The organism is Vibrio variabilis (genome assembly GCF_003263785.1).
Classification (GTDB): Bacteria; Pseudomonadota; Gammaproteobacteria; order Enterobacterales; family Vibrionaceae; genus Vibrio; species Vibrio variabilis.
Window position 1 is genome coordinate 39436 of sequence record NZ_JYJK01000094.1, and the last position, 16139, is coordinate 55574.

At 47.5% G+C, this 16139-nt stretch carries 9 protein-coding genes and 3 pseudogenes; all 12 read left to right on the plus strand.

Translation table 11 applies throughout. The features are described from left to right. Nucleotides 1-8 precede the first annotated feature (8 nt). The 12 genes and pseudogenes from murD to carA all read left to right on the plus strand — a co-directional run bounded on the left by murD (nt 9) and on the right by carA (nt 16135). Nucleotides 9-1332, plus strand: a pseudogene (gene murD, locus TZ48_RS17570) (UDP-N-acetylmuramoyl-L-alanine--D-glutamate ligase). Between the two features lie 15 nt (nt 1333-1347). Beyond that, the gene (ftsW, locus tag TZ48_RS17575) at nt 1348-2568 is read left to right on the plus strand and encodes a cell division protein FtsW (protein ID WP_112480102.1); all 1221 of its coding nucleotides are present in this window, start codon (nt 1348-1350) and stop codon (nt 2566-2568) included. Next, nucleotides 2555-3615: pseudogene (gene murG, locus TZ48_RS17580) on the plus strand (undecaprenyldiphospho-muramoylpentapeptide beta-N-acetylglucosaminyltransferase). Before ftsW ends, murG begins: the two are co-directional and overlap by 14 nt. Nucleotides 3616-3632: 17 nt before the next feature. Continuing rightward, entirely contained in the window at nt 3633-5093 is a 1461-nt protein-coding gene (gene murC, locus TZ48_RS17585) for a UDP-N-acetylmuramate--L-alanine ligase (protein ID WP_112480103.1), read from the plus strand. 284 nt (nt 5094-5377) lie between these two features. Continuing rightward, nucleotides 5378-6121: a cell division protein FtsQ/DivIB gene (locus tag TZ48_RS17590; protein ID WP_112480118.1), complete on the plus strand. Its 744-nt coding sequence runs from the start codon at nt 5378-5380 to the stop codon at nt 6119-6121. A gap of 116 nt (nt 6122-6237) precedes the next feature. Then, nucleotides 6238-7500, plus strand: coding sequence for a cell division protein FtsA (gene ftsA, locus TZ48_RS17595; RefSeq protein ID WP_112480104.1), 1263 nt, complete (start codon nt 6238-6240; stop codon nt 7498-7500). A 29-nt stretch (nt 7501-7529) separates the two neighbouring features. Beyond that, nucleotides 7530-8756 carry a cell division protein FtsZ gene (gene ftsZ / locus TZ48_RS17600; RefSeq protein ID WP_112480105.1) on the plus strand — a complete coding sequence of 409 codons (1227 nt, stop codon included), beginning with the start codon at nt 7530-7532 and terminating at the stop codon, nt 8754-8756. Between the two features lie 98 nt (nt 8757-8854). Beyond that, complete coding sequence (gene lpxC / locus TZ48_RS17605) at nt 8855-9772, plus strand: UDP-3-O-acyl-N-acetylglucosamine deacetylase (RefSeq protein WP_042501249.1); 918 nt, start codon at nt 8855-8857, stop codon at nt 9770-9772. Nucleotides 9773-10323: 551 nt separating this feature from the next. Continuing rightward, nucleotides 10324-13049, plus strand: a pseudogene (gene secA / locus TZ48_RS17610) (preprotein translocase subunit SecA). Nucleotides 13050-13152: 103 nt separating this feature from the next. Further along, a complete protein-coding gene (gene mutT / locus TZ48_RS17615; protein WP_112480106.1) occupies nt 13153-13551 on the plus strand; it encodes an 8-oxo-dGTP diphosphatase MutT in 399 nt (132 codons plus the stop codon). A 91-nt stretch (nt 13552-13642) separates the two neighbouring features. Next, a complete protein-coding gene (gene dapB / locus TZ48_RS17620) occupies nt 13643-14452 on the plus strand; it encodes a 4-hydroxy-tetrahydrodipicolinate reductase (RefSeq protein ID WP_112480107.1) in 810 nt (269 codons plus the stop codon). A 543-nt stretch (nt 14453-14995) separates the two neighbouring features. Beyond that, complete coding sequence (gene carA / locus TZ48_RS17625) at nt 14996-16135, plus strand: glutamine-hydrolyzing carbamoyl-phosphate synthase small subunit (RefSeq protein ID WP_112459856.1); 1140 nt, start codon at nt 14996-14998, stop codon at nt 16133-16135. Nucleotides 16136-16139 lie beyond the last annotated feature (4 nt).

A 16139-nucleotide genomic window follows, 5' to 3' on the forward strand; every position in this document is an offset into this window, starting at 1 on the left:
CCTTGTTCATGGAACGTTGGCAAGACATTCAGCAAGTGGTCGTCGTAGGGCTCGGTATTACCGGGCTCTCCGTCGTTAATCACCTTCGTAAATATCATCCTACATTGACCATTCAAGTCATGGACAGTCGAGAGAATCCGCCTGGGGCCGAGCAATTGCCACAAGGCGTTGCCCTCCATACCGGCAGCTTTGAAGCCGATTGGTTGATGCAGGCTGACTTGGTAGTGTGTAACCCGGGCATCGCTCTAGCGACGCCGGAAGTTCACGCAGCCATGGAAAACGGCGTCTCTGTCATTGGTGATATTGAGCTGTTTGCGTGGGCAAATAACAAGCCCGTGATCGCAATTACCGGCTCAAACGGCAAAAGTACCGTGACTGACTTAACGGGTGAAATGGCCAAGGCGGCTGGCTGAGTGTCGGTGTGGGGGCAACATTGGTGTCCCTGCCCTTGATTTGCTTGAGCTTGATGCCGATCTCTATGTCCTTGAGCTATCGAGTTTCCAACTGGAAACGACGTCGTCTCTAAAAACGCAAGTCTCGACGTTTTTAAATCTTTCAGAAGACCACATGGATCGCTACGTAGGTATGGCGGATTATGCCGAAGCCAAGCGCCGAATCTTCTTACATGCTGAACATGTGTTGGTAAATCGCGACGAACCTGAAACTTACCCAACAGAGTTCCACCCTGTGATATCGACGTTTGGTTTTGATGCTAAGCAATTCGGCATGCAGGTATTTGATGGACGTACTTGGTTGATGGACGGCGATGAAAAAATCCTCGCAGTTGATGAGCTGAGCATTGTTGGTAAGCACAATTGGTCAAATGCTTTGGTCGCTTGTGCGCTGCTCAAACTCGCAAATATCGATTATCGCACGGCATTGGAGTGTCTAAAATCTTATCGAGGCTTAACTCATCGTTGCCAAGTGGTGGCTGAGCAAGCTGCGTGAAATGGTCAATGACTCAAAAGCCACCAATGTGGCGAGTACGCTTGCGGCTCTGTCAGGCTTAGCGCTACAAGGAACACTGTACTTGCTTGTCGGCGGAGTGGGTAAAGGCGCTGATTTTTCTGAGCTAGCCAAACCACTGGGACAACTCAATGTTCAGTTGTGCTGTTTTGGTCGTGATGGAGAAGAGTTTCTGCCGCTTCACGATAGTGCGCGCTACTTTGTATCAATGGACGATATATTGCTGAGATCACGCCAAAATTGAAGCAAGGTGATATGGTCATGTTGTCGCCTGCATGCGCTAGCTTTGATCAGTTTGCCAATTTTATGGCTCGCGGTGATCACTTTACCGATCTGGCGCAGCGTTATTCAGCGCAAGTTAGTTAACACGGATTCGTCACTATGTTTCATCAAATTCGACAACGCACCATGGGATGGATGACCCACAGTGCTCCAGATACGCTCTACGACCGACAATTGGTTTGGTTGGCGTTTGGGTTGATGGTGACGGGACTGGTGATGGTCACTTCCGCCTCGTTTCCAATCAGTTCTCGACTGACGGATCAGCCATTCCACTTTATGTTTCGCCACGCTATCTTTCTGGTGTTAGCGCTTGGTACGTCGGCTGTGGTTCTGCAAGTCCCTATCGCTAAATGGTTCAAATACAGTACTTATTTGCTAGCGATATCCATTTTCTTGCTAATCGTTGTTCTCGTCGTCGGTAAGTCCGTTAACGGCGCGTCTCGTTGGATCCCGCTTGGACTGTTTAACCTTCAGCCTGCTGAGGTAGCCAAACTGTCGCTGTTTATCTTCATGTCCGGCTACTTGGTGAGAAAACAAGAGGAAGTCAGACAGTCGTTTTTTGGCGGTTTTATCAAACCGATTATGGTATTCACCACGTTTGCCATTTTATTGTTGGGACAGCCTGACTTAGGTACCGTGGTGGTGATGCTGGTGACTTTGTTTGGCATGCTGTTTATCGCTGGTGCCAAATTATCACAATTTATCGCTCTATTCGTTGCAGGCGTTAGCGCGGTCATTGCGCTGATTTTGGTCGAACCATACCGCGTTAGACGCGTAACGTCGTTTTTAGACCCTTGGGAAGACCCATTTGGCAGTGGTTATCAGCTTACACAATCACTTATGGCATTTGGTCGCGGTAACTGGATGGGGCAAGGGCTTGGTAACTCGGTACAAAAATTGGAGTACCTGCCAGAAGCGCATACCGACTTTGTATTCGCCGTGCTGGCTGAAGAGCTCGGGTTTGTTGGTGTCGTCTTAGTATTGATGCTGGTATTTGCACTGGTGATAAAAGCCCTGTATATCGGTAAGCGTGCGTTTGAAAAACAGCAGTTTTTTGGTGGCTACCTATGTTTTGCCATCGGTATTTGGTTTGCGTTTCAAACCTTAGTTAACGTTGGCGCAGCAGCGGGTATGGTGCCAACCAAAGGTCTCACATTGCCGCTGATAAGTTATGGTGGCTCCAGTTTGATCATCATGTCGGTGGCGGTATCGATCTTGCTGCGAGTGGACCATGAATGTCGACTACTTCCAGACATTGAGCCTGCACCGAGCAGCGAGCCTGAAACAGATAAGAAACAGAAGCAAGATGAAGCAAAATAAACGTTTAATGGTGATGGCTGGTGGAACCGGCGGTCACGTATTTCCAGGGTTGGCGGTTGCAAAACGCCTGCAAGAGCAAGGCTGGGAGATCCGCTGGCTTGGTACTGCAGACAGAATGGAAGCAGACTTAGTACCAAAGCACGGGATTGACATTGATTTTATTAAAGTGAAAGGGTTGCGTGGTCAAGGCATTGCGAAACTGATCAAAGCACCGTTTCAGATCATCAGTGCGATTTTCCAAGCGCGTCAACATTTAAAGCGCTGGCAACCTGATGCTGTGCTCGGCATGGGTGGCTATGTCAGTGGCCCTGGTGGCGTTGCGGCTTGGACTATGGGTATCCCTGTCGTACTCCACGAACAAAATGGCGTCGCGGGACTGACCAACCAGTGGCTGTCTAAAATTGCCAAAAAGGTGTTCCAGGCATTTCCGGGCGCTTTTGCCGATGCCGAAGTAGTTGGCAACCCAGTGCGCCAAGACTTATTAGATATTGAAGCGCCAGAAACACGACTCAACGGCCGTGATGGCGATATTCGCATTTTAGTGATGGGGGCAGCCAAGGTGCTCGCATCCTTAATCACACTTTGCCGCCCGTCATGGCTGCGCTGGGCGACGGTTACACGATTCGCCATCAAGCGGGCAAAGGTAGCGAGCAAGAAGTCGCTGCGCTTTACCAGCAAAATCAGGTGAGTAGCGCAGAGGTGACGGAGTTTATTGATGACGTTGCCGAGGCGTATCAATGGGCCGATCTTGTGGTGTGTCGCTCCGGCGCATTGACAGTCTCTGAGCTTGCTGCTGCAGGCGTTGGCGCTATCTTTATCCCATTTATGCACAAAGATCGTCAGCAGGCGCTCAATGGTGACCATTTGGTCGACTGCCAGGCGGCCTATATGATTGAGCAGCCCCAATTGAGCGTGGAAAAACTGACAGAACAGATACGTAGCTTAGACCGAGCGCAATTAAAAACGCTGGCTATTAATGCCCGAAAAGCAGCTAAGCTCGATGCGGATACACGCGTCGCGAAAGAAATTATCGAATTAACAAAATAGATTAACGAGACAGACTCATGACACAGCAACAAACACCAGACTTAGCGCAGATCCGTGCCCTGATACCTGAAATGAGACGCGTGAAGTGTATTCACTTTGTCGGTATTGGTGGTGCGGGTATGAGTGGTATCGCCGAGGTGCTACTCAACGAGGGGTATCAAATTACCGGCTCTGATATTGCTGAGAATGCTGTGACCGCGCGCCTTACACAAAAGGGGGCGACCGTCTTTATTGGTCATGCAGCAAGTAACATTGATCTTGCGAGTGTGGTCGTAGTGTCTACGGCGATTGATCCTGAAAACCCTGAGTTAGTTGCGGCGAAAGAAAGGCGAATCCCAGTGGTTCGCCGTGCTGAAATGCTCGCTGAGCTGATGCGCTTTAGACACGGTATTGCCGTTGCGGGCACGCACGGTAAGACCACAACTACAGCGCTAGTCACGCAAATTTATTCAGAAGCAGGCATGGATCCAACTTTTGTTAACGGTGGCCTGGTGAAAAGTGCCGGCACGAATGCGCGTTTGGGATCAAGCCGTATCTTGATTGCGGAAGCCGATGAAAGTGATGCGTCTTTCCTACACCTTCAGCCAATGGTCAGTATCGTCACTAATATTGAAGCTGACCACATGGATACCTATGGCGGTGATTTCGATACGCTCAAGCAAACTTTTATCGACTTCCTACATAACCTGCCGTTTTACGGACAGGCTGTGATGTGCGTTGACGATCCCGTGGTTCGTGAGCTGATTCCAAATGTGAGTCGTCAAGTGATCACCTACGGTTTTTCAGAAGATGCCGACGTACGTATTGAGAATTATCGCCAAGAAGGGCAGCAAGGTAAGTTTACCGTTGTCAGAAAAGACCGAGATAATCTTGAGATTACCCTGAATATTCCGGGTAAACACAATGCGTTGAATGCGTCTGCGGCTATTGCTGTTGCGACCGAAGATAATATCAGTGATGAGGCTATCGTTAAGGCGATGCTGGGCACTGAAGGGACAGGACGCCGCTTCGAGCATTTGGGTGAATTCGAAACGGGTAATGGCCGTGTTATGCTGGTCGACGACTATGGTCACCACCCAACAGAAGTGGATGTCACCATCAAAGCGGCGCGCAATGGCTGGGCAGACAAACGATTAGTCATGGTATTCCAGCCACACCGTTACAGCCGTACTCGTGACCTTTACGATGATTTTGCCAATGTACTGGAGCAGGTCGATGTGTTGGTCATGCTGGACGTGTATTCGGCCGGAGAAGCCCCAATTGCTGGCGCTGATGGTCGTTCGCTGTGTCGTACTATTCGTACTCGCGGCAAGCTTGATCCAGTTTTTGTCCCAGAAATGAGTGGTTTACCATCAGTTTTATCCAATCTTTTGCAAGACGGCGACTTAGTCTTGACGCAAGGTGCCGGTGACATTGGTAAAGTGGCTAAACAGCTTGAGAAGATGAAGCTAGACATTCAAGTGATGCAAAATAGCTAGCTTCTCGATTTTCGAGAGTATTGAATAATTTATGAGTTCGAATGAGCGATATAGTGAATTGATCGTCCATTCGAACTTTTTTGTTGTTTCAGTGCGCAAAAGCCCAGTTTTCTTGGGTTGAGTGTTTGATAGTTTGATATTGATTAGTATAATCGTTAGGTTAAGACCATTAGATTAGACTCTTATTCCACTATCTTAAGGAAAGGCGAAGAGAAGTTAATAAGGGACCAAAGAGTTTGACTGAAACTTCAGACAGCAGTGTAGAGCGAACGCGTCGAGCTTCCATGTTTTCACAACACGGGATCGGGGCGATTTTTTTATTTGCAGTGATCGCAGTCATCGGTTCAACACTTTATTCCACCATTAGCTGGATGTGGGACGACCAGCGCCTTCCCTTATCTAAGATAGTGCTACAAGGGGATCTAACCCATGTAAGTGCTAAAGATGTGCAGCACGCCTTTGCCAATTTGGAACATATCGGGACCTTCATGTCTCAAGATATCGATGTTCTGCAGCAAAGTGTTGAGCAAATTCCATGGGTCTCGCAAGCATCGGTACGTAAACAATGGCCAGACACCGTTAAAGTGTTTTTGACCGAGTACCAGGCTAGTGCGATCTGGAATGGCATCGATATGCTTGATATTCATGGCGTCGTGTTCAGCGGTGATGTTTCTGTGATTGAAGAGCAGAAAGTGAAGCTATATGGCCCGATGGGCACTGAACGCTTTGTGCTGGATACTTATCGTGACAGTAATGCTAAATTAGCCAGCTTAGGGCTAGCGATATCCTCACTAGTGTTGAATGAGCGCCGTGCATGGCAAGTGATCCTCGACAACGGGATCCGTTTAGAGCTAGGCAAAGATGCATTGGATGAGCGCTTGCAGCGTTTTATCTCTCTGTATCGGGAATTGGGTGACAAGGTATCTCAAATCAGTTACATCGATTTGCGATACGACACGGGTGCAGCCGTCGGTTGGTTCCCTGCTGAAATGACAGCAGAGGGCACGGCAGTTGAATCTGCAGGGTAACTGGTTTTATGTATCGATAGGCTCTGGCGTATCGATACTTAAGTTCAGTTAGGAATTGGGCAACCCAAGCGAGTTGTTCTCTGGGATTTGAGATAGCAAAACATAAGAGAGTACAGATGACGAAGACCACGGATGACAATATTATTGTCGGTCTTGATATTGGCACTGCGACCGTATCTGCGCTAGTCGGCGAGGTTTTGCCGGACGGGCAGGTAAATATCATTGGTGCAGGTTCTAGTCCTTCTCGCGGAATGGACAAAGGTGGCGTTAACGACCTTGAGTCAGTGGTTAAATCCGTACAACGTGCTGTCGATCAGGCTGAGCTGATGGCGGAATGCCAAATCAGCAGCGTGTTTATCTCTCTTTCTGGTAAGCATATTGCTAGTCGAATAGAAAAGGGCATGGGAACCATTTCTGAGGAAGAGGTGTCACAAGATGATATGGACAGAGCGATTCATACCGCTAAATCCATAAAAATCGGTGATGAACAGCGCATTCTTCATGTGATTCCTCAGGAATTTACCATAGACTATCAAGAGGGTATCAAAAACCCGCTTGGATTGTCTGGGGTTCGAATGGAAGTCAGTGTTCATTTGATCTCTTGCCATAACGATATGGCAAGAAACATCATAAAAGCAGTAGAACGCTGTGGACTGAAAGTCGAACAACTGGTTTTCTCCGGCCTGGCGTCAAGTAATGCTGTTATCACCGAAGACGAGCGTGAGCTTGGGGTTTGTGTGGTTGATATTGGCGCTGGCACTATGGATATCTCCATCTGGACTGGCGGAGCACTGAGACACACAGAGGTGTTCTCTTATGCTGGCAATGCGGTGACCAGTGATATCGCTTTTGCTTTCGGTACACCTTTGAGTGATGCCGAGGAGATCAAAGTGAAATATGGCTGTGCACTGAGTGAACTGGTGAGTAAAGACGATACCGTGAACGTTCCAAGCGTCGGTGGCCGTCCATCACGCAGTTTGCAGCGTCAAACATTGGCGGAAGTGATAGAACCGCGCTATACAGAGTTAATGGGACTTGTTAATCAAACCATTGATAATGTTCAAGCGAAACTCAGAGAGAGCGGTGTAAAGCACCATCTCGCAGCGGGTGTCGTCTTAACCGGCGGTGCAGCACAAATTGAAGGGGTTGTGGAGTGCGCTGAGCGTGTATTCCGTAACCAGGTTCGTGTAGGTAAGCCTTTAGAGGTGAGTGGCCTTACGGACTATGTAAAAGAGCCGTATCATTCTACGGCCGTTGGATTACTTCATTACGCAAGAGACAGTCAGGATAATGACGACAATGATTATAACGAGCCAAAGCGTCAATCGGTGTCGACAATCTTTGGTAAGTTGCGTAATTGGATACAAAAAGAGTTTTAACCTGAGTTGCAGGAAAACGGAGATAACAAATGTTTGAACCGATGATGGAAATGTCTGACGAAGCTGTCATTAAAGTAGTGGGTGTAGGCGGTGGCGGTGGTAACGCTGTAGAACACATGGTACGTGAGTCAATCGAAGGGGTTGATTTCATTAGTGTTAATACCGATGCTCAAGCATTACGCAAAACGAGCATCAACCACGTTATTCAAATTGGCGGCGATATCACAAAAGGCTTGGGTGCAGGTGCAAACCCTCAAGTTGGACGTGATGCAGCTCTTGAAGACAAAGAAAGAATTAAAGAAAGCATTACTGGCGCCGATATGGTGTTTATCGCAGCTGGTATGGGCGGTGGTACCGGAACCGGTGCAGCGCCAGTGATTGCTGAAGTCGCGAAAGAGTTAGGTATTCTTACAGTCGCAGTGGTCACGAAACCATTTAGCTTTGAAGGTAAGAAACGTCTCTCATTTGCGGAGCAAGGTATTGAAGAGTTATCAAAGCACGTTGACTCTTTGATCACGATTCCAAACGAAAAGCTTCTTAAAGTATTAGGCCGTGGCGTTACGCTACTGGAAGCGTTTGCAAGCGCAAACGACGTACTAAAGAATGCGGTTCAAGGTATCGCAGAATTGATTACTCGCCCAGGCATGATTAACGTCGACTTTGCGGACGTACGTACCGTGATGTCAGAGATGGGTCATGCAATGATGGGTAGCGGTGTTGCTAAAGGTGAAGATCGTGCAGAAGAAGCGGCAGAGATGGCAATTTCTAGCCCACTTCTAGAAGACATCGATCTAGCAGGTGCACGCGGTGTGCTTGTAAACATCACTGCGGGTCTTGATATGCGTCTAGACGAATTCGAGACCGTTGGTAACACAGTGAAAGCCTTTGCGTCTGACAATGCAACGGTTGTTATCGGTACTTCTCTAGACCCAGACATGAGCGATGAGATTCGCGTGACTGTGGTTGCAACGGGTATCGGCAACGAACGTAAGCCAGATATTACGCTAGTCGCAGGCGGTAAAGCGCCAGTGACGGCAAGTCAGCCTCAACAGCCAACTCAAGCGCCAGCTGCAAAAGTAGAGGACAAAGTGGCACAATCTTTGCCTGTAAATAATCAGGAGAAGGTTGAGGTGAACACGCCAAATACTGCAAGCTCTGCACCTGTGTCGAGCGGCAATACCAGCGCTGCACCTAAGCCTGAGAAGGAAAGTGGCTACTTAGACATTCCAGCATTTTTGCGTCGTCAGGCAGATTGATAATCTGCGTGAATTTGACATAGCTCAAAATTCTGGTAGGATTCGCGGTTGGTTACATAATCAACCGTGATATGTAGCGTAGATTAAGAGGTTTGTAGATGATCAGACAACGTACGCTTAAAGAAATAGTGACTACTGTAGGGGTGGGTCTCCACTCTGGCCGTAAAGTAACACTAACTTTGCGTCCTGCGGCTGCGAATACTGGTGTTGTATACCGTCGTACTGACGTGAATCCGCCTGTGGATTTTCCTGCGGATCCTCTTTCTGTACGTGACACTATGTTATGTACTGCGCTTGTTAACGATGAAGGCATCCGTATTTCTACGGTAGAGCACCTCAATGCCGCTTTGGCTGGTATGGGTATCGATAACATTATCGTTGAGGTTGATGCACCTGAGATCCCAATTATGGATGGTAGCGCAAGCCCATTCGTATACCTGCTACAACAAGCGGGTATTGAGACTCAAAATGCACCAAAACGATTCATTCGTATTAAGAAGACTGTGCGTTTTGAAGACGGTGACAAATGGGCTGAGTTCCGTCCATTTAACGGCTTCCGTATGGATTTCGAGATCGACTTTAACCATCCAGCAATTGATGCAGACGAGCAGCACTTACTGTTCGATTTCTCTTCACAAGGCTTTGTGAAAGAGATTTCTCGCGCAAGAACGTTTGGCTTCATGCGTGATATCGAATACCTGCAGTCTCAGAACCTTGCGCTTGGCGGAAGCTTTGATAATGCAATCGTACTTGATGACTACCGCATCCTAAATGAAGATGGCCTTCGTTTTGATAATGAGTTTGTGACTCATAAAGTGCTAGATGCGATCGGCGACCTTTATATGGCAGGTCATGCCATTATTGGTGAGTTTGCTGCTTACAAGTCTGGTCACGGCTTGAACAACCAACTGCTTCGTGCGGTATTGGCTGATCAAGAAGCGTGGGAGTGGACGACCTTTGAAGAAAAAGAAGGCTCTCCAGTTGCGTTTGCAGACCCGAGCATGGTATTGGCATAAACCAATCCTCCTCATTGAGAAAAATCAGGCCTAGCGCCTGATTTTTTGTATCTGTGATTTGGCTTTTTTAGTTTGCACCGCTTTCGCAAATTGAGAGTCAATTCGGTGGCAATAGCTTGCCAAGTACTTTCAGGATCGCGACGATCTCTTGCCGATCATGGGGATCTTCCCTTGATGCTTACGTCGACCTCTTCGGCGAAACACGACTATAGGCGGCGTTTGCGCAGTTTAAGTTTGCAAATTTGAGCCGCGCTATCTTTATCAAATGGCGTTCTTTTCAGCGACAATATCTTCCCTTTAGCGGTTTATTCCTCAAAACTTCCAAACACATCAAACTAATTGCGGTTAGTTTCGATAGATGCTTGGTTGTTGGGTCAAAAATTCCTTAAACTATGTGCCATTAATTGGTATGTCTGCCTTGAATTCTAGCCGCTTGAACTCAATATCAGTTGGTATAGATTTTATCTCAGTTAGGTCGCTTGGCCTTAGTAGAGACGGAAGGCAATTTTAATAGGTCGAAATGATCTAATGGTAGAGAGAACAAAAACACAATGATTACTAACCTACTGACAAAGGTCATTGGTAGTCGCAACGACAGAACACTGCGTCGACTAAGAAAAATCGTAAAACAGATTAATAACTACGAGCCGCAGTTCGAAGCGTTGTCTGACGAAGAACTGAAAGCGAAGACGGTTGAGTTTCGTGAGCGTTTGGACAAAGGTGAAAACCTAGACCAAATCCTACCAGAAGCATTTGCCACTGTTCGTGAAGCCTCTAAGCGTGTATTCGGCATGCGTCACTTCGATGTTCAGCTTATCGGTGGTATGGTTCTTAACTCTGGCCAAATCGCAGAGATGCGTACTGGTGAAGGTAAAACGCTAACGGCGACACTACCTGCGTATCTTAACGCTCTACCAGGCAAAGGTGTCCACATCGTTACCGTGAACGACTACCTTGCGAAACGTGATGCGGAGACTAACCGCCACTATTCGAATTCCTAGGCATGACCGTTGGCATCAACGTGCCAAACATGCACCCTCAAGAGAAGAAAGACGCATACCAAGCCGATATTCTGTATGGAACAAACAACGAGTTTGGCTTCGACTACCTACGTGACAACATGGCTTTTCGCGTTGAAGATCGTGTTCAGCGTGAACGTTTCTTCGCTGTTGTCGATGAAGTGGACTCAATTCTAATCGATGAAGCGCGTACACCGCTAATTATCTCTGGCCCTGCTGAAGATAGCTCTGATCTTTATACTCGCATCAATACCTTGATTCCTCACCTTGAGCAACAAGATCAAGAAGACTCGGAAGAGTACCGCGGTGACGGTCACTACACAGTGGATGAGAAGTCTAAGCAAGTTCACCTAACTGAGACCGGTCAGGAGTTTGTTGAAGAGCTACTTATCAAAAATGGCTTGATGGAAGAGGGTGATACACTTTACTCGCCAACCAACATCAGCTTGCTGCACCACGTGAATGCAGCACTTCGTGCCCACGTTCTGTTTGAGAAAAACGTTGACTACATCGTTAACGAAGACGGCGAAGTGGTTATCGTTGATGAACACACTGGCCGTACTATGCCGGGTCGTCGTTGGTCTGAAGGCCTTCACCAAGCGGTTGAAGCAAAAGAAGGCGTTAAGATCCAAAACGAGAACCAAACGCTGGCATCGATTACCTTCCAGAACTACTTCCGCCTATACGACAAACTGTCGGGCATGACAGGTACCGCGGATACTGAAGCATTCGAATTCCAATCTATCTACGGCCTAGAGACAGTGGTTATCCCAACCAACAAGCCTATGGTTCGTAACGATATGCCAGATGTGGTTTATCGTACTGAGGTTGAAAAATTCAACGCCATCATTGAAGACATTAAAGAGCGCGCGGCAAAAGGTCAGCCAATCTTGGTTGGTACCGTATCGATTGAGAAATCAGAGCTACTGTCTAACGCCCTTAAGCAAGCGAAGATCAAACACAACGTACTGAATGCGAAATTCCACGAAAGAGAAGCGGAAATCGTCGCTGAAGCAGGTACCCCAGGTGCGGTAACTATCGCGACCAACATGGCAGGCCGTGGTACCGATATCGTGTTAGGTGGTAGCTGGCAAGCGAAGGTTGAGCAACTAGACAACCCATCACAAGAGCAAATTGATGCGATCAAGGCGGAATGGAAGGTGGTTCATGACCAAGTGCTAGAAGCAGGTGGTCTACACATCATTGGTACTGAGCGTCACGAATCTCGTCGTATCGATAACCAGCTTCGTGGTCGTTCTGGTCGTCAGGGTGATGCGGGTTCTTCACGCTTCTACCTATCGATGGAAGACCAACTACTGCGTATCTTTACTTCTGATCGTATGGCAAGCCTAATCCAAAGTGGTATGGATGAGGGCGAAGCGATTGAAAGTAAGATGTTGTCTCGCTCAATTGAAAAAGCACAGCGTAAAGTAGAAGGTCGTAACTTCGACATCCGTAAACAGCTTCTTGAATTCGATGACGTGGCGAACGACCAACGCAAAGTGGTTTACGAGCTGCGTGATGAGCTGATGACCGCTGAAGACATCAGCGAAATGCTTGAGCAAAACCGCAGTGATGTGTTCACGTCTGTTATTGATGAATACATTCCACCACAATCGCTTGAAGATATGTGGGACATCGAGGGTCTGCAAGAACGTCTTAAGAATGACTTTGACCTTGATCTGCCGATCAAGTCTTGGTTGGAAGAAGACGACAAGCTCTACGAAGAAGCGCTTCGTGAGAAGATCTTGGATACTGCAGTAACGGTTTACCAGCAGAAAGAAGAGACGGTTGGCGCGCAAGTACTGCGTAACTTCGAGAAATCAGTGATGCTACAAACGCTAGACACGCTTTGGAAAGAGCACCTAGCGGCGATGGATCACTTACGTCAAGGTATCCACCTACGTGGCTATGCCCAGAAGAACCCGAAACAGGAGTACAAGCGTGAGTCGTTTGAACTGTTCGAGCAACTGCTAGATTCTCTGAAATTCGACGTGATCACCATTCTTTCTAAAGTACGCGTACAGCAGCAAGAAGAAGTGGAGCGTATGGAAGCTCAGCGCCAAGCTCAAGCGGAAGCAGCAGCGGCAAAAGCGCAAGCACAACACGCGAATGCTGAGAATCAACTCGCTGATAACGCAGAGCAAGATGGTTCACAACAACCTATGGTACGTGAAGAGCGTAAAGTAGGCCGTAACGAACCATGCCCATGTGGAAGTGGTAAGAAGTACAAGCAATGTCATGGTAAGATCAACTAAGCCATGATGCTGAAAATCAAGAGTCGCACTATGCGGCTCTTTTTTTATGCCCCGCACCGCACAAGCAGGTAAACTAAGAACAAATAGTAATGAGGAAAGTAAAGTGAAACGCATCCACATCGTTGCCGCGATCATTTTCAATCAAGATAAGTCTCAAATCTACATTACCAAAAGACCGGACAATCTGCATAAAGGCGGTTTTTGGGAGTTTCCTGGCGGTAAAGTTGAAGCCGGAGAAACCATCAGTGAGGCCATCACTCGTGAGCTGTACGAAGAGATTGATATCACAGTGACCGAGCAAACCGTGTTTGAGCATCTGCTGTACGACTATCCAGAGAAATCTTTGGAGTTTGACTTTATTTCGGTCACTGCCTTCGAGGGTACGCCATTTGGAAAAGAAGGGCAGGAAGGTCGATGGGTAACCATCGGTGAGCTGGCTGACTACGCTTTCCCAGAAGCCAACGTACCGGTGTTGAATAAAGTGATAGAAAAATTCAGCTAAATCCTCATAGGTGCTAGCAGCCCCAAGGGCTTTACGTTACATTGGTAGCAATAAGTAACGGTAGCAACACAAAACAACGGAGAATAGCGCAATGGTAAGAATTGCGATTGCAGGAGCAGCGGGCCGAATGGGTCGCAACCTAGTAAAAGCAACATTTCACAACAAACAAGCGACCGTGGGAGCGGGCTCAGAGCGTCCTGAGTCTTCACTCGTTGGTGTCGATGTTGGCGAACTATGTGGTGAAGGGCGCTTTGATGTCGCGCTTGTGGATGATCTGGCAAAGTCGATTGAAGACTTTGATGTGATCATCGATTTTACCGCACCAAAAAGTACCCTTGCGAACCTCGAGCTGTGTAAACAACACGGCAAAAAAATGGTGATTGGTACCACTGGCTTTAGCGACGAAGAGAAACAACTGATCGACGAAGCGGCTAAAGTGGTTCCAGTGGTGATGGCGCCAAATTACAGCGTCGGTGTTAACCTCGTTTTCAAGCTGCTAGAGAAAGCGGCGAAAGTGATGGGTGATTACTGCGACATTGAAATTGTTGAAGCACATCACCGCCATAAGGTTGACGCGCCTTCTGGCACAGCCATTGGTATGGGTGAAGCGATTGCTGGCGCTATGGGTAATGAACTAAACGATGTGGCCGTTTATGCTCGCGAAGGGATTACTGGTGAGCGAACTCGTGATGAAATCGGCTTTGCGACTATCCGTGCTGGTGACATCATCGGTGAGCACACCGCGATGTTTGCCGATATCGGCGAGCGTGTTGAGATCACTCACAAAGCAACCGATCGTATGACCTTTGCTAATGGAGCAGTGAAAGCTGCGGTGTGGCTCAACGACAAGCCTGCTGGTTTTTACACCATGACCGAAGTGCTCGGGTTAGACAGTATTTAGAAAAAAGCGCCAGTTTGGCGCTTTTTTTATACCCAAAGTTGACTCAAGGATTCACTGCAAGAAATACATAAATATTCTAGGAATGATAGCCTGGGTCACTAAAAGCGCTTTTCCCTTCAGTTTCTATGAATGGATGGAAAGTGTACTGAAATTGAGCTTTTTACCTGTTGTTATGGGGCTTTTTTGTTGCTTTTCAATTTAAACCCCTATTTTTGTATGTTTTGTCTGTTTGGCTATCGTTTGCGCAAATAGTTGTTGCAAATTTTGTAGTGTGACGGTGAGTTTCTGTGTCGAAAAACTATGCTTGCCGTTAACTGATTGAATTTTTCTTTGTAAATGTTCATTTTTGGCGGTTTAAAACAAAAAATTCGCCAGTGACTATAAAATTTGAATTTATTTTTCCGTGCTTGTTGACACAAATCTCGGCATCATTAGAATACCGCCAATTTGTCTGAACTACCTGAAACCGCTTATTTATGGCGAAGAGGAAGGCAGATTTGCAATTTAATTTAAAATTTATGCATTTTTATTCTGGAGGTTGTCTTGAGTAAATCAGCACTGTTAGTCCTAGAAGATGGGACAGTGTTCCGCGGTGTTTCCATTGGAGCAGATGGTTTATCCGTTGGTGAAGTTGTTTTTAATACCTCGATGACGGGGTACCAAGAAATCCTCACTGATCCTTCCTATTCTCAACAGATTGTCACTCTTACTTACCCTCATATTGGCAATACTGGTACTAATAAAGAAGACGAAGAGTCTTCAGCAATCCACGCACAAGGCCTTGTGATCCGCGATCTTCCTCTTATCGCTTCTAACTTCCGTAATGAACAGTCACTTTCAGACTACCTTAAGTCTCAAAACATCGTTGGTATCGCAGATATCGATACGCGTAAGCTGACTCGTCTTCTACGTGAAAAAGGTGCACAAAACGGCTGTATCGTTGCTGGTGATAACCTAGACGAAGCGCTAGCGCTGGCGAAAGCAAAAGAGTTCCCAGGTTTGAAAGGTATGGACCTTGCGAAAGAAGTAACAACGCAAGAAACGTATCAATGGAAGCAGGGTTCGTGGACACTTGAGGGTGGCCTTCCTGAAGCGAAAGACGACAGCGAGCTGCCATATCACGTTGTTGCTTACGACTTCGGTGCAAAACGCAACATCCTACGCATGCTTGTAGACCGCGGCTGCCGCCTAACAGTGGTTCCTGCGCAAACTTCTGCTGAAGACGTGCTTGCACTTAACCCAGATGGCGTATTCCTATCAAACGGCCCTGGTGACCCAGCGCCATGTACTTACGCTATCGAAGCAACAAAAGTATTCCTAGACAAAGGCCTACCAATCTTCGGTATCTGCCTTGGTCACCAAATCTTGGCTCTAGCGTCTGGTGCGCAAACAGTGAAGATGAAGTTTGGCCACCACGGTGCAAACCACCCAGTTAAAGACCTAGACCGTGACGTAGTAATGATTACTTCACAGAACCACGGCTTTGCTGCGGATGAAGAGACGCTTCCAGAGAACCTACGTGCAACGCACAAATCTCTGTTCGACGGCACACTTCAAGGTATCCACCGTACAGATAAGCCAGCGTTCAGCTTCCAGGGTCACCCTGAAGCGAGCCCAGGTCCACACGATGCAGCGCCATTGTTTGACCACTTCATCGACCTAATTAAAGAACATAAAGCGTAATTCG

Excerpts from the sequence above, each read along its gene's own strand:
- ftsW (WP_112480102.1), top strand. The coding sequence starts at position 1,348 with ATGTTTCATCAAATTCGACAACGCACCATGGGATGGATGACCCACAGT.
- ftsA (WP_112480104.1), top strand. The coding sequence starts at position 6,238 with ATGACGAAGACCACGGATGACAATATTATTGTCGGTCTTGATATTGGC.
- TZ48_RS17590 (WP_112480118.1), top strand. The coding sequence starts at position 5,378 with ATGTTTTCACAACACGGGATCGGGGCGATTTTTTTATTTGCAGTGATC.
- murC (WP_112480103.1), top strand. The coding sequence starts at position 3,633 with ATGACACAGCAACAAACACCAGACTTAGCGCAGATCCGTGCCCTGATA.
- dapB (WP_112480107.1), top strand. The coding sequence starts at position 13,643 with ATGGTAAGAATTGCGATTGCAGGAGCAGCGGGCCGAATGGGTCGCAAC.
- lpxC (WP_042501249.1), top strand. The coding sequence starts at position 8,855 with ATGATCAGACAACGTACGCTTAAAGAAATAGTGACTACTGTAGGGGTG.
- ftsZ (WP_112480105.1), top strand. The coding sequence starts at position 7,530 with ATGTTTGAACCGATGATGGAAATGTCTGACGAAGCTGTCATTAAAGTA.